Below are 17,783 nucleotides of genomic sequence, written 5' to 3'. Positions count from 1 at the left end.
CCTCCCCACCTCTCCATTCCCTAGTCCCCAGTCCCCAGTCCCTAAAAAATGGAAATTCGTCGTCGTCCCCCAAATCCCTCAGTTGCAGTCCAAGAGTTACGCTATCAAATCGTCACTCCTGATGCTGCACCGAGAAACATTCTGGAAGAAATTGTTTGGTATAAAGAAACCGAAGTTGACCAGATGCGGGAACGTTTACCTTTGGTAGAATTACAGAAGCAAATAGCTAATGTTCCCCCACCTCGCGACTTTGTTGCAGCTTTAAAATCAGCAGCGAAAAAACCTGCAATTATTGCCGAAGTGAAAAAAGCTTCTCCTAGTAAAGGAGTTTTACGAGAAGATTTCGATCCTGTAGCAATTGCCCAAGCTTACCAAAATGGCGGCGCTTCCTGCATTTCTGTACTCACAGATACTAAATTCTTTCAAGGCGGATTTGAAAATTTAGCCAATATTCGCCAAGCGGTAGACTTACCTTTGTTGTGTAAGGAATTTATTATTTATCCTTACCAAATTTATTTAGCCCGTTCTAAAGGTGCAGATGCAATCTTGCTCATTGCGGCGATTCTTTCTAATCAGGACTTGCAGTATTTTGTTAAAATCGCCCAAGCCCTAAAAATGACCGCTTTGATTGAAGTTCATACCTTAGAAGAATTAGATCGAGTGTTAACCTTAGAAAAGGTCAATTTAATAGGGATTAACAATCGCAACTTGAAAGATTTTTCTGTGGATTTACAATTAACTTGCGATCTTCTCGCTGCCCGAAGTCAAGAACTAGAACAACGAGGTATCGTAGTAGTGAGCGAGTCAGGATTGCATACTCCAGATGACTTACAGTTAGTAGCAAAAGCAGGTGCTACTGGTGTACTCATCGGTGAGTCATTGGTGAAACAACCAAATCCAGAACTCGCAATTAAATCTTTAGTTGGTGATATTAACCCTAACTAATTGATTGGCTATTCGTTAACCTAATTCTAAGTTTACATACATGGAGCCAATACCTCTTCCCTCGCCTGTCCAGTACGAATTAATACTGCAATTGCTAGAACGGAAAACTAATGTTGCTGTATCTGGCAATACAGAAGTTAAAGAAAAGGTGAGGCAGTTGATTATTACTTTACGCAAAGCGATTGCCCAACAAAAGCAAATAGAAGATATTTGTTCCCAAGCGAAACTACCAACTGAGTATTTTTGGTCTTTAAATCATGTTGTCGATCGTTCAGTCGCAGATTCCAATGATATTTCAGAGAAAGTTAGCCCACCAGTTTGAGATTTGAGATGTTACCTTTGACTAAATTTGAAATGGACAAGGTATAATTAAAAACTCACCATTGCTTGATTATGGCATTCCTGGCTTAAGGAAAAAGGCGAGAGTTTTGAGTTGCAGAGGTGGGTGAGAGCAGATAAATCTGTAGTCACAGCAGAAGAATTAAGGCAAAAAATCAATTCTTACAGAGGTTTGAGTTAAGAAAATTATTTAATTCCAAACTTTCTGAGCAATGCTAAATTCAGAACTCACAATTAAAACATAGCAGACTGTATCTAGGAGAGATCGATGGACAATAAGTTAATATTAATGATTCCGGGGCCAACACCTGTACCGGAACAAGCTTTACTCGCTTTGGCAAAACACCCGATTGGGCATCGTAGCAGCGAGTTTACTCCTATTATGGGGGAAGTTTTCCAAAATTTGAAATGGATTCACCAAACCCAAAATGATGTGCTTGTCCTGGCATCTAGCGGTACTGGGGCGATGGAAGCTGGGATTATTAATTTTTTAAGTCCTGGCGATCGCGTTTTGGTAGGATCGAATGGCAAGTTTGGCGAACGTTGGGGAGAAGTTTGTCAAGCTTACGGATTGAATGCGGACATTATCACCGCAGAATGGGGTAAACCTTTAGATGCCGAACAGTTCCGCGAAAAGCTAGAAGCTGATAAAGAAAAGCAAATTAAAGCGGTAATTGTTACTCACAGCGAAACTTCTACAGGCGTATTAAACGACTTGGAAACTATTAACCGTCATGTCAAAGCGCACGGTGAAGCTTTAATTATTGTAGATGCGGTGACAAGTTTGGGAGCAGTTAATTTACCCATTGATGAATGGGGAATTGATGTGGTAGCTTCAGGTTCCCAAAAAGGTTATATGATTCCTCCAGGTTTAGCTTTTGTAAGTGTGAGTGCAAAAGCTTGGGAAGCTTACAAAACTGCGAAGTTACCTAAGTATTATTTGGACTTAGGAAAGTATCGTAAAGATGCGGCGAAAAATAGTTTTCCCTTTACGCCACCTGTTAACTTAATTGTGGCATTACAAACCACTTTGCAGATGATGCAAAAAGAAGGTTTGGAAAATATTTTTGCCCGTCATCAACGCTTGAAAAATGCCACTCGTGAAGCGGTAAAAGCTTTGAGTTTACCTTTGTTTGCGCCAGATAGTGCTGCTTCTCCTGCGATTACAGCAGTAGCGCCAGTACAGGTAGATTCGGAACAAATTCGCAAAGTTCTTAAGAAGCGTTATGATATCGCAATGGCGGGAGGACAAGACCATTTAAAAGGTAAAATCTTCCGTATTGGACATTTGGGTTTTGTGAGCGATCGGGATATACTAACTGCGATCGCATCTTTAGAATCCGCCTTGCTAGAACTAGGTTACGATGCCTTCACCCCCGGCGCAGGTGTCGCCGCAGCAGCAAAGGTATTTAATAGTTAGGTAAGAAAAAGGCAGAAGTCTCCAATGTATAAAACATAAGACAGAAGGGAATTTGTCCCTTCTGTCTTATGTTTTTACCTTTCTTTTCTTCTCTTTGCTGCGTTCTGCCTTTCCTCAATGTAAACTAATACTAAATCCAGGTTAAAAACCCCCTTTATGATTAAACCGCAGAGACACAGAGAGCGCGGAGGAAAGAGGAGATCATAAGGGGGATAACTAACCCGGATTTGGTATAACGATCAAATTCTGTCATTAATGCAGCAGTAGACTCTTCATGAACTGTCCACAAACTCGCCAAAGTACTGCGATCGAATCTTCTCTAATTTGTAGAGTTTACCAGCCCTCTCAACTCTATTTGCTTTGTAATTAGCTGTGAAATTATCCTTTTCTGGGTGGTTTTTTGCCACCTTTTGCTTCTAGTCCAGTTCTAACTTGACTTTCTGAAGATTGAAATTCGGCATTTTTACTGTTGGTAATTGCTACTTTGTGTTTTGGGTTATTGATAGTTTTACCAATATAAGTAGCATCGTTTGTGAAATTAATCTCAAGGGTCTCTGTGATCTCCATCACTGAGTTTACTGTCATTTGTTGATATTCATAATCAAAATTTTGTTGTGAGAGAAAAAACTCTTTTGCTGCAACTGTTTTAGGTGCTAATAAACAGCATAAAGAGAAACTACTGGCTAACCCAAATCTGTAAATGTTCAATTTCATGATGCGTTTAGTGATGTAGATGCTTATTTAAATTGTAAATAATTTTCATAATTTTTCAATAAATTTCAGTAATACTAATTATTTTTTCTTAGTCATATATTTTTACTTAATTCAGACAACAAATTTAGCAAAATTTAATATGAAATTTGTTTGTTTTGGAAGCGGTTATCAGCAATTTTACTGATGAAAGTTGATATGTAATAAAAAGTTTAAGGGGTAATTAGTACTTGTTCCGAGATTTTACTGAGGCTAGCCGATCGCAATAATTCTGTCCACTCAGTAGTTACTGGTAAGTTTTGCGCTGAGGAGTAATAGTTATATTCCGTAGGATGGGTCAGAACCTTAAAATTAGTATTTCTTGCCTAAAATTGTTGTGTCTGACGCACCCTACAAACTCTTAAATAACCTTGTAAGGGATACCAGCCCTCTCAACTCAAATTGCTTCTTAATTAGCTGTGATAATTATCCTTTTCTGGGCGGTTTTTTACCGCTTTTTACTCCTAATCCGATTCTATGTTGACTTTCTAGAAATCTTAATTTCACATTTTTACTGACTGTAATTGCAGCATTGCGGCTTACGTTATTAGTAATTTTCTCCTGAGAAGTAGGACTGTTTGAGAGGACAATATTACTGGTTTTTATGCCCTGAATAACTAATTTTGCCACAATTAATTGATTTTGGCTGACAAATTTGTTAGTAAGCTTCTGAGGGGAAATTTCTTGTGCGCTAAGTGTTATAGGTGCTAACAAGCAGCATAAAGAGAAACTACTTGCTAACCAAAGCTTGTAGATGTTTAGTTTCATAATACGTTTAATGATGTAGATGCTTCCTTTCTGGATTTTAACTAATTTCTCTAAGTTTTCAAGCGTTGTCAATAATACTAATTATTATTTATATCTAGTAATTCTAAATGATTTTTAAATGCTGGATTCTTTTTATAAACTGCTTTAGGTGCAGATGATATACACATCATAAAAAGAGGAGTTCACAACTCAGATATGACTCCTAAGAATACAACATTTTATAAATAACTAAATTCAGCTAAATTTAATGAAAAATTTGCTTTTTTATCTAATAATTATCAGTAAACTTACTGATAATTATTAAATTTTGCCAGGAGTAATTAAAACTTTTTCAGAGATTTCACTTAGACCACTACAAGTAAAATTCTTTTTATATTTACCGGATGAAATTAGTCCGGTAAAGTTTTTCTTTTTCAGTATTGTTAAATATAAGTTCTACAGTATTCGTACCTGTCTTAGGAGGGTAGACAGAAAGCGTCGGATATAGTTTACAGCTGTCTCAATACCGATCGGTTTATTTTTGTCTTTGTAGAGGCGATCGCAGGGCTAATTCATGGGAAGGAGGAGAAAATAATTGGCTCAAGATGGAGATAAACTGCTACGCATTTAAATTGAATATTTAGGCTGATGGGGAGATGGGGGGATGGGGAGAGGGATTGACGGTTTTTGCCTAACACCAAAAATATACAATTTAGATGCGATGCAAGCTTATACCAAGGTATGGCAAACAAAAGAAGAATCATCAAGCATCTGTTTCCCCCATCTATTAAAATTTCTCTGGAGACAATGAAGTAGCCCTGGGGGCGATCGCGAATGGCATAAAAGAATGGGTTAGCGATCGCTAACCCATTCTTCATCTGGTATGGAATTATGTGTCACCCCTCGATTCAGTCGTATCTTGCTGGGAAATACTCGGTTTGACATGATCACCAGCTCCTTGGGGATAAATAGATATTAAGCTTGTTCCAACCAATCATATATGCGGTCTAACTGTTCTAATGTTACCAAACCATATTGCCACAGAATCATTGGCAAAGGCCCTGGATCTTGTTTGCTGTGTCTAAAAGCGATCGAAAGCGATGCGCCAGAAATTGACAACTCTTCTTGCAAAAATCTAATAAATCTCGAATAGTTTGTGGGTGCCACTCCTACATTCACCTCCTGTACTAGACACCATTTTCTGATATTTGTCTCTCCGGCATATAAATCCGGTAGACAGTATTCTTTTTGTCACTGCTCGCGAGGTTCAAAAGTCTTGTTTGTCGATTTACTCAAACTCAGATGTAATCAGAGCTTGGCACGATGAACAATACTCAAAAAACCTGAGCAATTTAAATGATGAGTTGAGGATTAATTTTAATTGTTTTCAGCAGCTTTTTGGCTAAAAATCATCTTTTTAAAACAGCTTTTTAATCAGCTTATTTACCTCAACAAAGTTGTTTTTTAATTGTGATCTTGTTTTACCTCAGCCCTTTAACTAACCTCATCTCTAACAAGGAAGATCTCTGACTACTTCCCCACTATATCTACAGAAGTAAAGTGGGGAAATTTCCAGCATCTTTAGTTCATAATTTTTGCTTTTTTGGCTTAACTCCTCTGAGACTTTACAATCTCATGAAAAGTTATTCTCGCCAAAGTCTGCTATCTCCGTGTTTAACACGGTTCCTTGAAGTTCTAACTCTTAACTACTCTCGCCTCACACCTTATTCCCATCTGCCTCAAGAGAAATATTACTAAGCTTTTAAGCGCAATTCTTAGTTTTTACTCTCCTGTCGGCTCTAGAAAGGGATTCAGAATCTAGAACTTATGGAATTTAACAGTAGCCAGTACTTTAAGCAAGCATACTGTACTAATAGTAACTTACTTTTTTACTGACTCAATCCTGCACTGACCGTAGTTTTGCCTACTGTAAGGGCAAGCTCTTCAGAATTCGCACTGTCAGGACAGCGTAGCAAATTCTTGGAGTTATTTATCAATATAGACACCAATATTAACATTTAGGTTCAAAAATTATAAGATTTGAACAAGTTCTAGTAAAGATTTTGTATGGTTACGGGATTGAGGTGATAAAAACTCAATTTTTACCTGTTGTCCAACTTTGATCCCTAATTCTGCGGCTCTACCACTACGTAGTTCAATTACTTGGTCTATTGTTCCATTAGGGCCGTATGTAGGACAGGGATCTTGCTTACAGGGGGGGACGTTGGCAGCGATCGCTCTGACTACTCCATCCCTTAAAAAAATCATATCCAAAGGAATTAGCGTATTTTTCATCCAAAAGCTGACTCTTTGAGCTGGAGAAAAAGAAAACAACATTCCGCGATCGTCTGGCAAATTTCTCCGGTACATCAACCCCAAAGACTGCTCTTCGGGAGTGCGAGTTACTTCCAGCTGCACAACTTCACCACTAGCAAACTTAGCTTTAGCCGAAATCGGCAGCATTTGACCCGAATTTTCGGCTAATTCCTGATTATTAGGTAATTTAGTGGTTTCTTGCTGGGGAATTAAAGTTATATTTTGCGAATTCACTGGCGAAGTTGCCGCACAACCGATCAACCAAATTCCCATTCCTAAACCTAGTGCAGCGGAGTAAAAATGATTGAGCAGTCGAAAACGGGTAAAAGAAAAACCTTCTTCCCTTCTGCCTTCTGCCGTTCGGCTGACGCTCACGGAAGCCTTCTGCCTTCTGCCTTCTCCAATCACTGTGTCAGTTCTCCTACTGTCTGTTTTAAGTTTCCCGCAGTACGTAACCTACGCCTCTGACGGTTTGAATTAAACGTCTTTCATTTTCTTGTTCAATTTTCAGACGCAAATAACGAATATACACCTCTATGACGTTGGATTCTCCCATAAAATTGTCACCCCAGACATTTTCTAGAATTTGCTCTCTGGTCAAAACTTCGCGGGGATGTTCCATGAGATACTTCAATAAGTCATATTCCTTCATTGTTAAATCAATGACTCTGCCATTACGCAGGGCTCGGCGCGTACCCAAATCTAAAACTAAGTCACAGAATCGTAACTGTTCTGAGCTATAGTTATCCGGCTGGAGGTAGAGACGGACTAATTTTAAGAATGTTTCCGATCGATAGGGTTTAAGAAAGTAATCATCCGCGCCTGCTTCTAAACAAGCAACTCGATCGTCCACACTGTCACGCGCCATCATCAGTAGGACTGGTGCTCTACTCCCCGCACGGCGCAGATTTTTACACACACCTAGCCCAGAATCCCCAGCTAACATCCGGTCTACTACAATTAAAGCTGGTTGGCGTTCTATGGCTTGCCGCATTCCCATATTCGCATCGTAAGCTACAACTGGTTCATAGCCTGATTCTTTCAAGTCAAGGCTGACACTTTGCGCTAAGGTTTCATCAGTTTCTATGACTAGGACGCAAGGGCTGTTGTTGATGGTAATTGTATTCATAACCCCCCTGTTGTATAAGCAATAATACTTGAGCTGACTGTAACACTAATCTGTTTTAGCACGTTTGCGAAAATAGGGGGACAGAGGGGCAGAGGAGCAGAGGAGCAGAGGAGCAGAGGAGCAGAGGAGAAAATTCAATACTTTCCCCTTTTACCGATAAAGTCGGAACCAGTTATATATTTGGTATTAGAGTGTTGAGAACCGTGCGACACTGGAACTTTGGGTGGTTTCTACATTTTGGGTGCTTTCTGCAAATGACAATTGAAGAAGCTTTGGTGGTTGTTGATTCGATTCTAAAACCTGGTTACTTAAACCATGTTCAAGAGCTAGTCTTACGCCAGTCTTGGGAAGGAAAAACTTACCCGGAAATGGCAGCTAGTTCTGCTTATGATGCTGAATATATTAAGAATATTGGCTATCACTTGTGGCAATCTCTGTCGGATAAGTTGGGGGAAAAGGTCACAAAAAGTAACTTTCGCTCGGTATTAAGACGACATAAATCTTTTGTGGTTTTTCCCAATCAAGGTGTAGGTGGTGTTGTGGAAACTGCGGTAAGTCCGTCTTCAGAGCTAATTGAGGAAGTGACAAATCAGCCGGAAGTAAATTATCCTGCAAGTTCTCAGAAGTACGAACTAGTGACTGCGGAAAAAGCTTGGGAGAGGGGGAGAGCAGGAGAGCGAGAAATTATGGTTTCTGGTAAAGTTTGGCAAGAGCAGAGTTTGCCTACGAGTTACCCATTTTCGCTTTACTCTTCATCTTTCTATAATGTACGCCAAGATTGGGAGAAGGCGATCGATGTTACGGATTTTTATGGCAGGGTGGGAGAGTTGGCTATTTTACAAAGATGGATTGTGGAGGAAAAGTGCCGCTTGGTGGGATTGTTGGGGATGGGGGGAATTGGTAAAACTGCTTTATCTTTGAAGTTGGCAGAAAAAATTGCGCCTAATTTTGAATATTTGATTTGGCGATCGCTTAGTCATGCTCCTCCACTTACAGAAATTTTATCTCATTTGTTGCAATTTTTATTGCCGCAATCAGTTCAGATCGCGACTGTAGATGAGCAGATTCAAGTTTTAATAAAATTTTGGGAAAAACACCGTTGTTTGGTGGTTTTGGATGGTGCAGAAGCTATATTATCTAGTGGGGATGATGGGCAACAATCCACTGCTGGTTATTATCGCAAAGGTTATGAAAGTTATGGTAATTTGTTTAAACGTTTGGGTGAAGAGTGTCATCAAAGTTGTTTGCTGTTAACGAGTCGGGAACAACCAAAGGAGTTGGCTTTTTTAGTTGGGAAAAAAGTGCGATCGCTCCAGCTCAAGGGTTTACCATACGCTAATGCTCAAGAATTATTCAAACATCCAGATAATACTCTAGAATTGGAAAACCTTTGGCAAGAAGTGATTCAAATTTATCAAGGTAATCCCTTAGCTTTAAAGATTGCTTTCACTACTATTCAAGATTTATTTGATGGAAATGTGGCTGAATTTTTATGCCAAAACACAGCTGTATTTGGCAGTATTCGGGATTTGTTAAATCAACAATTTGAACGATTGTCGCTATTGGAAAAAGAAATTATGTATTGGCTTGCCACAGAACGGGAAACAGTTTCACTGCAAGAATTACAGCAAAACCTCCAAGGTAATTATTCAACGTCTTTGTTACTAGAAGCACTGGAATCTCTGAAACGTCGCTGTTTAATTGAAACCAATTTCGGTTATTTTACTCAACAGCCAGTTGTTAAAGAGTATATTAAAAATCGCTTGTTACCTACAACAGTCGATCGAGAAGCTAGTATTTCCCCAGAAAGTATACTTAAGCGATTACTTCAAACTAAAAATACTGTGATTAACATCTAGGTTGGCAGATTCCGAAAAAAGTTGGCAATATTAATTATAAACCTGATTCTTTCTAAGATTCATTTTAGTAAGATAATCCTTAAAGGAGCTAAATTTTGCGTTACATTCTGCGTGAGCAAGTGCAGAGTTTAATGGCTGAATTTGCCAAAGCTTTACATCAATCTGATTTGCATCCAGTAGTTTTTTATATTTGGGGTAATCACGGAGTTGGTAAAACTACTCTATTGGAATATTTAGAAATTAAATATGAAAATCAAGCTAATTTTGTCATGCTTTCTTTGGGAAATGATCAAGATGTTGCCACACCTTTAAGAATAATGGATAACATTATTCATGAATTATTTAAACAATTATCAAATATTAATATTTCCGCAGTTAATTATTTTGCTATTCTCTATACTAGATATCAACAAACGCTTCAAGAATTAAATTTGTCTCAACTAAATTCAAAAGATTTATTAAATTTTTCTCTTGGCTTAGGATCAAGTGTAAGTAGAGATTATTGGCAAAAAATCCTGCAACAACATCCGGTGACAAAACAAAAATCAGAACTTCAAGAACTGCTAATCCAGCCTTTAGAAAAACTTACCCAAGCATTTACTGAAACTTTAGTTCAAATAGGAAAATTACCAATAGTAATTGTATTCGATAATTACGAAAAAGTTACTGAAGAAACTAATGTATGGTTTTGGAATTATTTGGTGAGTAATGCTGAGTTGCGATCGCATAAAATTTTTTTCATTTTAGCTGGTACAAACTCCTTAGATATCGACAAGCAAAAATCTCCTTTAGTTTATGCACATCATTTAGAGGAGTTGAATAAAGAAGAGGTAAGAACATATCTGCAAGAAATTAATGTGAGTTTACCTACGGAGATTAGACAAATCTATAAATTAAGTAAAGGCTTACCATATTATCTTAACTGCCTTGTGAGACAGCGCAAAGAAAATGGAGAAATTGATTTTGCTTACCCTTACCAAACAATCATTGAGCTATTATTAGTGAATCTACCGATGCACCACAAGCAATTACTCTATTTACTAGCTTGTTGTCGCTGGTTTAATCGTTCAATTTTACGCGATTTTTCAGAAAAATCGCAGTTAAATTTGTTATCACTACCAGAGGAAGAATTTAGATACTTTAACTGGCTAAAACAGTGCCATTTTGTAGAATTAAAGCAAGGGCGTTACTATTTAAATGAAATTTTTAGAAATGAATTACGTTTATTATTATGGCAAGAAGACCCCGATGAATTTTATCGAGTTAATACTATTTTAGCTAGCTATTTTAGGAAACTAGCAGATGCCGAAATATTGCCAGAAATGCCTATGGCTAGTCAATATGAAAATTCTCAATGGTGCGTTTATACCACTGAATATCTATACTATAATTTATTTTCCCGTTCCCCAGAGTATCAAATTAATTTAATTAGCATAATATTTGAATCACAGTTTTTCGGAAAAACTTGCGTTGTGCAGGAAGCTTTAAACGCGATCGCTTGGGAAACGAAATTAACAGAACATCCCTTATTAAGCTATGGAGTTAAAAAGTTTATAGCAGCAATTCAACCAGTATTAAAATATGGTTGGATGTTACTGGAATCTGACGTGATAGATTTTGCTTACTTACAAGAAAAGGGGATTCAAATTGCAGAAATAGAAGTAGCATTAAAACTTTGCTTTCAGCAAATACCTGTATTGGATGGATTGGCAAAATTTGCCGCTATTTTTTATAAAATTAAACGTTGTATTCCCCAAGAAAGAAAAGATTGGTTACAACTGCTATTTGTTCAAGCCGAAAAAATTACAGACTCATTAGAACCTGAATTTAGTAAAGATTTATTGTTCAAATTAAGTAACCTAGCAGATGAATTAGGTTATTATGAAATAGCCATTGCTAGTTACGATCGAGTACTAAAATATACTCCTAATAGTAGTAAGGCTTGGTATAAACGGGGTGTGGCAATGCGGAAAAAAGGAATTTTTCCAGAAGCAATTTTGAGTTTTAATAAAGCCTTAGAATTACAGAATAATGATGCTGATATTTACTATGAAAAAGGAATTGCGCTGCGAAAATTAAAGTATTATGCAGAAGCGATCGCTAATTATCGCCAAGCCTTAGAACTGCAACCAGAAAAACATGAAGCGTGGAATAATTGTGGCATAGCATTGCGAAAGTTAGGGCGCTTAGAAGAAGCGATTTCTAGTTACAATCAAGCTTTAGAAATTCAGCCAAACGATCCAGTAATCTGGTACAATAAAGGGATTTCTCTAGATGAAATAGGGGATTGGAATATGGCAGTTGCTAGCTACGACAAAGCTTTAGAATTGCAACCCAATGATTACGAAGCATGGTATAACCGGGGGATAGCATTACGAAAATTAGGACAGTTGGAAATGGCATTATCCAGCTATGAAAAAGCTCTAGAATTAAATCTAGAAGATGCCGCATCTTGGTACAATCGCGGTTATGTTTTGGATGAATTGGGAAGATTTGCAGAGGCGATTGCTAGTTACGACAAAGCTTTAGAATTGGAACCAGAAGATTCTAGCACTTGGTACAATCGAGGCTTAGCACTGCGCCAATTAGGGAGTTTCTCAGAAGCGATCGCTAGTTACGACAAAGCATTGGAGTTACAGCCAGATAAATACCAAGCTTGGCATAATCGAGGTCAAGTTTTACGCCAACTCGGACGTTTTCAGGAGGCGATCGCTAATTATGATGTAGCCATCGAACTCAAACCAGATTACGCGATCGCTTGGTATAACAAAGCCTGCTGTTACGCTTTACTGGGTAATACAAACTTAGCCCTGTTAAATTTAGAACAAACAGTTCAGCTTAATGCTGTAGAATACTTGCCAAAGGCAAAAATTGATCCAGATTTTGACGATATCCGGGCTAACCAGCAATTTCAAAACTTACTAATTGCTTACAGCTAATAGCTCGGCTAGGAAAACCAACGTACTTCATCTCGACAATTTATCAGTTAGCAAAATGTATCATCCTAGCGTGTCTAATATTAGCCCTATCCCCAGTGCTCTTGCCATTCAAGTCGATCGGGCAAACGAGTTACCAGATGCCTTACAAAAAATCGGATTACAAGGAACTCGCCCCACTCTAGTCATCGTCGGCGGTGCCAGTGGATTAACTCCACCATATCTTACCTATTTGGAAAGACTGTTTGAAGAAAAAATAGCTCCTTTAGCAGAAAAACTTCAAGCTTATGTAGTCGATGGTGGTACTGATGCTGGCGTAATGCAATTAATCGGAAAAGCGCGTTTAAAGTTAGGTGGAACATTTCCTTTAATTGGTGTAGCTGCAATTGGAACTGTCATACTTCCAGAGATCGAAAACACATTTGCTGATGCTGCACCATTAGAACCAAATCATACACATTTTGTGTTCGTTCCGGGTAATAAATGGGGTGATGAATCGCCTTGGATTGCTGATGTGGCAACTATTTTAGCTAATGACGCACCTTCGGTAACAGTTTTGATTAATGGCGGAGCCATAACTTTAATAGATGCTAGTCATAGTATCAGAGTTAATCGACCATTAATCGTAGTTGCTGGTAGTGGAAGAACAGCCGATCGCATAGTAGCAGCTTTACAAGGAGAAGCTACCGACGAGCAAGTAAAGCAAGTCGCTCAATTCGACAAATTAACCGCTGTTGAACTAGAAAATGACTTTCACTCTATTGAACAAGCGATCGCTCAAAAGCTTTCCTTTAAAGAGTCACAATAAGTCACACCAATTTAGATTTCCGAATTGTTTTTCTAGATTAATCAGGGTGTTTCGTAATATTTTAGCTAATTAAAAATCAATGACTTTTTATTACTAAATTGCGTAAATTCCGCAATTTTATTGCGGCTTATAATCTGCAAGTAAATTACTATTATTTCCTTATTCGTAGATGTACTTAAACTTATTGAACTATCAATTACTGTTGAATTCGTCTCATAATTACTTTTAATGACTGTTAAAGTTGTTACCTCCTAGTTACTGTCAAAGCTGAATAAATCCCGTAGATTGAAATTGTTCAATTGCATCTACAAGACGAAAAGAAAATGAAATTACAATACTTGTTGCAAAACAACATCAATTGGAAATTCAGCGCCATTAATGAAGATCAAGAATTAGCTAAACAAATTCAAACTCGCCTCATTGACTTAGGAATATTGGAAGGTTCAGCAGACGGATCGTTCGGGCCAATTTCCATACTAGCTTTAAAGAAGTTTCAGCAATTAACTAAGACTAATGAACCGGATTATATAGGTTCGGTTACTGCCAGACATTTGATTCAAGTCAAACCGGAATACCTACCGCAACCAGTTTTAAAATTAGGCAATGATTTAGCCAGTCGAATTGTTAAATATATGCTGGCAAAGCAGTACAAACTATTCACAGATTCGCAATACTACAACATTGTTTATGTTGAGGGAATTAATCCCAACGGAACACTCAATAATGACAATCCTAATTACTTTAATGATATCAGAAGTGTAATAACTTTTGAAAATGGTGTGCCGAAACTAGCAGGTATTTGGGAAGCTACCACCGAACCAGGCGCTAAATACACTTATCGCCCGATGAATCCTAATGGTGTTGCGAGAATTCACTTCGGTCAATATAAAGCTTGGTCTGTAGGAATGCACGGCACTAGTAATCCTCATGAAGCATTAGTACAAGTTGCACCTGTCACTGTTTACCGAGATTTAAATAAGGATTTTATCAGGATTGGCGATCGTATCGAAACTGGTTTATTTGGCATCAACCAACACTGGGGTTACGATTTTCCCAAAAATGACATTGTTGGTGCTAGTGCTGGTTGTTTAGTAGGTCGTAGTACCAAAGGACATCGCGAATTTATGGCTTTAGTTAAGCGAGACCAACGGTTTTTAACTACTAAGCAATATGTTTTCATTTCAACAATAATCCCTGGTGATGATTTAGTCAAAAATTTCCCGGTTGCGTAAAGAAAACCAGAAAGCTCCCAGGTAAGAAAGGAGAAAGGTAAGGGTAATAGTTTAATTTACCCTTGTCTCCTTTTCCGCTTGTCTTTCCATAATTTTATCTTCCTATTTCTCGATCGCGAACGATTAATTAGCAAGGAAAAAACCGGAGGCACAATGAAAGACACCGATCGTAATTTCCCAATTCACACTATTGCTTACACTGCTTTTACCACTCATGTAGAATACATCATCAGAAAAGATCTATTCGTCTATAGTTCGGGAATTCTTGAAAAGAAATACAAGAGTGAAGAAAAAGAAAAGAAGGAAGAAAAAGACAAAAAGGAAGAAAAAGAAATCATGGTTTAAATATCAAAACTGCCGATTCATAGGATTGATTTAATTACTCAGAACAACAAATTTATCTACTGTTGTTCACTTTTGGAGGGTGCATGACTGATATTTTTATCTCCTACTCTCGGAGAGATAGAGACTTTGTTAAGTCTCTACATCAAACATTCATTAAACTAGGGCGGGATGTTTGGGTAGACTGGGAAGATATTCCCCTAACAGCAGATTGGAAACAGGAAATTTTCACGGGAATTGAAGGAACGGATAATTTTCTGTTTATCTTAAGTCCAGATTCTATCAAGTCTCAGTACTGTGGAGAAGAGTTAGAATATGCAATTAAAAATCACAAAAGGCTAATACCCGTTGTGTATCGAGAGGTTAACCCCCAAGATGTACACCCTACTTTAGCTGCACTGAATTGGATTTTTATTCGCAATGAAGATGATTTTTACAGTAACTTTCACACATTGCTAGATGCGATCGATACTGATTTAGATCATGTCCGAACTCATACTCGCTTGTTGAAGCGTGCGATCGAATGGCATAGCAAAAAATATGACCCTTGTTTCTTATTGCGCGGAACAGATTTAAAAGCTGCACTAAAATGGTTAACACAGAGTCAAGAGCAACAACCATCACCAACATCTCTGCACAAGCAATATATTATCAAAAGCAATGAAGCTGAAAGCAAACGCCACAAAAGAACCGTCACTGCTATCAGCTTTGGTATGAGCATCACCACAATACTAACAGTGCTATCTTTTGGCTTATATCAAAGAGCCGAAGAATTGCGGTTACAAGCAGAAAAAGAAAACTTATTTGCCCTGAGTAAAACCTCCGAAGCACTCTTTGTCTCCGAGCAAAGATTTGATGCTTTAGTTGAAGCTATTAGAGCAGGTATGAAGCTCAAAGAAAGTACTTGGGCAATCAAAGATACACAAGTGCAGAATTTGATTATCACCGAACTTCAACAAGCAATCTTTTGGGTAATGGAATCTAATCAACTAGAAGGACATATTGATAGCGTTCAAGCTGTCGCTTGGTCGCCTGATGGTGAATTAATAGCCACAGCTAGTGAAGACAGAACGACAAAAATTTGGCACCGTAATGGTACTTTAGTTGCTACTTTACAAGGACACAAAGGCACAATTTGGGCAGTAGATTGGTCTCTTGATGGGAAGTTAATTGCCACAGCCAGTGATGATAACACAGTGAAAATTTGGAATAGAAAAGGCCAACTCATCACGACTTTAAAAGGGCATAAAGCACCAGTATATGCTGTAGTTTTTTCTCGCAACAATATCATCGCTACTGGTGGACAAGATAAAACAGTAAAACTTTGGAACAGTGAAGGAAAATTATTGCGAACATTGCAAGGACAAAATAGCGAAGTTTGGTGGCTAACTTGGACTGCTGATGGTAAAAGTTTAGCTACTGCTGGCAATGACAAATTAGTAAGAGTTTGGGATTTATCTAATCCCAAAGTACTCAAACCCATCTTCACTTTAGCTGGACATACTAAAGAAGTAAACGCAGTTAGCTTCTCACCCGATGGCAAAATTTTAGCCAGTGCTAGTGCTGATAAAACAGTTAAACTCTGGAATGTAGCTGGGAAAAAACCTATTTTACTACACACTCTTTTTGGTCATACAGAACAGGTTTACGCTATTAGTTTTGCTCCCAATGGTAAAACTATAGCTACAGGAAGTTTTGATAACACTGCCAAAATTTGGAAAATTGATGGCACATTAGTCAGAACTCTTAAGGGGCATAAAAGTGAGGTGTATGGTGTAGCTTGGTCTCCCGATAGTAAAATGTTAGTTACAGGCAGTTTTGACAGTTCAGTAAAAATTTGGCATTTAGATAAAACTCTACCAAAAGTTCTTTCTGGGCATGAAGATGCGGTGAGTGCGATTAGTTTTAGTCCAGATGGACACACTATTGCTTCTGCTAGTTGGGATAAAACGGTTAAAATGTGGCAATCTGATGGGAAATTAATTAGCACTTTCAAAGGACATACTGGGTTTGTGCGGAGAGTGAGTTTTTCACCAGATGGTAAAATCATTGCTACCACCAGTTCTGATAATTTAGTGAAACTGTGGAATCGGGAAGGAAAAGAACTCAAAACTTTGGTTGGACATGAAGATGTTGTTAATAGTTTAGCTTGGTCTCCTGATGGAAAAATTCTTGCTTCTGCTAGTAATGATAAAACAGTAAAAATCTGGGATGTCTCAGGTAATAAACATTCTGTTTTGCAGACTATTACTGCACATAAAGCTGCTGTTCTAGATGTAGCTTTTAGCCCAGATGGTAAGAGTTTAGTCACCGCTAGCGCGGATAAATTAATTAAGCATTGGACTCTTACTGGTAAACTTTTAGCGACATTTACAGGGCATACTGATGTTGTAAATAGCGTGACTTTTTCGCCAGATGGTCAATTGATTGTTTCAAGTAGTGATGACAAAACTGTAAGGATTTGGCAGATTAACGGGAAGCTTTTAAGGACTATGATCGGGCATAGCGATCGAGTTTGGGACGCGATTTTTAGCCCTCAGCAAAAATCCACTCTCCCTGTTGCTAAGAATCACAGTTTGATTATTGCTTCTGCAAGTATTGACCGAACCGTAAAACTCTGGCAACTTGATGGCACAGAATTAGTTACTCTCAAAGGTCATAAAGATGGGGTAATTAGCTTAAGTTTTAGTCCTGATGGAAAAATGTTAGCTTCTGGAGGTTTGGACAACAATATAATCTTATGGAATTTACAGCAAGTAGGAACTTTGGATAAACTACTAGTCAAAGGTTGTCGCTGGATTGAAGACTATTTGAAGAATAATCCAAATTTGGAAAAAAGCGATCGCCAACTGTGTGAAAGCGTTCAAAGTTAAAAGCTAGTACAAGAAGGCAGAAGGTGGGGAGGTAGGGAGAGTTTAAGAGATAGTTAGTTAAATTATTTCCCCCATCTCCCCATCTCC

At 38.1% G+C, this 17,783-nt stretch carries 14 protein-coding genes; 9 read left to right on the top strand and 5 right to left on the bottom strand.

Features of this window, described 5'->3' with window-relative positions; genetic code table 11:
• Window positions 1-48 precede the first annotated feature (48 nt).
• The 3 genes from trpC to IQ264_RS25405 all read left to right on the top strand — a co-directional run bounded on the left by trpC (window position 49) and on the right by IQ264_RS25405 (window position 2,704).
• Window positions 49-945 carry an indole-3-glycerol phosphate synthase TrpC gene (trpC, locus tag IQ264_RS25415; RefSeq protein WP_193984160.1) on the top strand — a complete coding sequence of 299 codons (897 nt, stop codon included), beginning with the start codon at window positions 49-51 and terminating at the stop codon, window positions 943-945.
• Between the two features lie 40 nt (window positions 946-985).
• Window positions 986-1,267: a DUF5340 domain-containing protein gene (locus IQ264_RS25410; protein ID WP_193984158.1), complete on the top strand. Its 282-nt coding sequence runs from the start codon at window positions 986-988 to the stop codon at window positions 1,265-1,267.
• A 285-nt stretch (window positions 1,268-1,552) separates the two neighbouring features.
• Entirely contained in the window at window positions 1,553-2,704 is a 1,152-nt protein-coding gene (locus IQ264_RS25405) for a pyridoxal-phosphate-dependent aminotransferase family protein (RefSeq protein WP_193984156.1), read from the top strand.
• A gap of 378 nt (window positions 2,705-3,082) precedes the next feature.
• On the opposite strand, the gene IQ264_RS25400 is transcribed toward IQ264_RS25405, so the two are convergent.
• From IQ264_RS25400 to nblR, 5 genes are all read right to left on the bottom strand, one after another.
• On the bottom strand, window positions 3,083-3,418 hold the full coding sequence (locus IQ264_RS25400; RefSeq protein WP_193984154.1) for a hypothetical protein: 336 nt from the start codon (window positions 3,416-3,418) through the stop codon (window positions 3,083-3,085).
• A gap of 462 nt (window positions 3,419-3,880) precedes the next feature.
• A complete protein-coding gene (locus IQ264_RS25395; RefSeq protein WP_193984152.1) occupies window positions 3,881-4,222 on the bottom strand; it encodes a hypothetical protein in 342 nt (113 codons plus the stop codon).
• Window positions 4,223-5,176: 954 nt separating this feature from the next.
• The gene (locus IQ264_RS25390) at window positions 5,177-5,368 is read right to left on the bottom strand and encodes a DUF2949 domain-containing protein (RefSeq protein WP_193984150.1); all 192 of its coding nucleotides are present in this window, start codon (window positions 5,366-5,368) and stop codon (window positions 5,177-5,179) included.
• A gap of 864 nt (window positions 5,369-6,232) precedes the next feature.
• Complete coding sequence (locus IQ264_RS25385; protein WP_322744803.1) at window positions 6,233-6,925, bottom strand: DUF192 domain-containing protein; 693 nt, start codon at window positions 6,923-6,925, stop codon at window positions 6,233-6,235.
• Window positions 6,926-6,950: 25 nt separating this feature from the next.
• Window positions 6,951-7,646: a response regulator transcription factor NblR gene (gene nblR, locus IQ264_RS25380; protein ID WP_193984147.1), complete on the bottom strand. Its 696-nt coding sequence runs from the start codon at window positions 7,644-7,646 to the stop codon at window positions 6,951-6,953.
• Window positions 7,647-7,900: 254 nt separating this feature from the next.
• Here nblR and IQ264_RS25375 point away from each other — a divergent pair, with 254 nt between their 5' ends.
• The 6 genes from IQ264_RS25375 to IQ264_RS25350 all read left to right on the top strand — a co-directional run bounded on the left by IQ264_RS25375 (window position 7,901) and on the right by IQ264_RS25350 (window position 17,696).
• Window positions 7,901-9,505 (top strand): NB-ARC domain-containing protein, encoded by a 1,605-nt coding sequence (locus tag IQ264_RS25375; protein ID WP_193984145.1) that lies wholly within the window; start codon window positions 7,901-7,903, stop codon window positions 9,503-9,505.
• A gap of 95 nt (window positions 9,506-9,600) precedes the next feature.
• Window positions 9,601-12,444 carry a tetratricopeptide repeat protein gene (locus IQ264_RS25370; RefSeq protein WP_193984143.1) on the top strand — a complete coding sequence of 948 codons (2,844 nt, stop codon included), beginning with the start codon at window positions 9,601-9,603 and terminating at the stop codon, window positions 12,442-12,444.
• Window positions 12,445-12,499: 55 nt separating this feature from the next.
• Window positions 12,500-13,249 carry a hypothetical protein gene (locus IQ264_RS25365; protein ID WP_193984141.1) on the top strand — a complete coding sequence of 250 codons (750 nt, stop codon included), beginning with the start codon at window positions 12,500-12,502 and terminating at the stop codon, window positions 13,247-13,249.
• Window positions 13,250-13,572: 323 nt separating this feature from the next.
• Window positions 13,573-14,481, top strand: coding sequence for a peptidoglycan-binding domain-containing protein (locus IQ264_RS25360; protein ID WP_193984139.1), 909 nt, complete (start codon window positions 13,573-13,575; stop codon window positions 14,479-14,481).
• A gap of 78 nt (window positions 14,482-14,559) precedes the next feature.
• Window positions 14,560-14,826 (top strand): hypothetical protein, encoded by a 267-nt coding sequence (locus tag IQ264_RS25355; RefSeq protein WP_193984137.1) that lies wholly within the window; start codon window positions 14,560-14,562, stop codon window positions 14,824-14,826.
• A gap of 83 nt (window positions 14,827-14,909) precedes the next feature.
• Entirely contained in the window at window positions 14,910-17,696 is a 2,787-nt protein-coding gene (locus IQ264_RS25350; RefSeq protein WP_193984135.1) for an eIF2A-related protein, read from the top strand.
• Window positions 17,697-17,783: the final 87 nt, after the last annotated feature.

The organism is [Phormidium] sp. LEGE 05292, assembly GCF_015207735.1.
GTDB lineage: Bacteria > Cyanobacteriota > Cyanobacteriia > Cyanobacteriales > Aerosakkonemataceae > Floridanema.
Note: the sequence above shows the minus strand (reverse complement) of the source record. Positions and strands in the feature narration are given on the sequence as shown.

Excerpts from the sequence above, each read along its gene's own strand:
- IQ264_RS25360 (WP_193984139.1), top strand. The coding sequence starts at position 13,573 with ATGAAATTACAATACTTGTTGCAAAACAACATCAATTGGAAATTCAGC.
- IQ264_RS25410 (WP_193984158.1), top strand. The coding sequence starts at position 986 with ATGGAGCCAATACCTCTTCCCTCGCCTGTCCAGTACGAATTAATACTG.
- IQ264_RS25405 (WP_193984156.1), top strand. The coding sequence starts at position 1,553 with ATGGACAATAAGTTAATATTAATGATTCCGGGGCCAACACCTGTACCG.
- IQ264_RS25350 (WP_193984135.1), top strand. The coding sequence starts at position 14,910 with ATGACTGATATTTTTATCTCCTACTCTCGGAGAGATAGAGACTTTGTT.
- IQ264_RS25395 (WP_193984152.1), bottom strand. The coding sequence starts at position 4,222 with ATGAAACTAAACATCTACAAGCTTTGGTTAGCAAGTAGTTTCTCTTTA.
- IQ264_RS25365 (WP_193984141.1), top strand. The coding sequence starts at position 12,500 with ATGTATCATCCTAGCGTGTCTAATATTAGCCCTATCCCCAGTGCTCTT.
- IQ264_RS25400 (WP_193984154.1), bottom strand. The coding sequence starts at position 3,418 with ATGAAATTGAACATTTACAGATTTGGGTTAGCCAGTAGTTTCTCTTTA.
- IQ264_RS25375 (WP_193984145.1), top strand. The coding sequence starts at position 7,901 with ATGACAATTGAAGAAGCTTTGGTGGTTGTTGATTCGATTCTAAAACCT.
- trpC (WP_193984160.1), top strand. The coding sequence starts at position 49 with ATGGAAATTCGTCGTCGTCCCCCAAATCCCTCAGTTGCAGTCCAAGAG.
- nblR (WP_193984147.1), bottom strand. The coding sequence starts at position 7,646 with ATGAATACAATTACCATCAACAACAGCCCTTGCGTCCTAGTCATAGAA.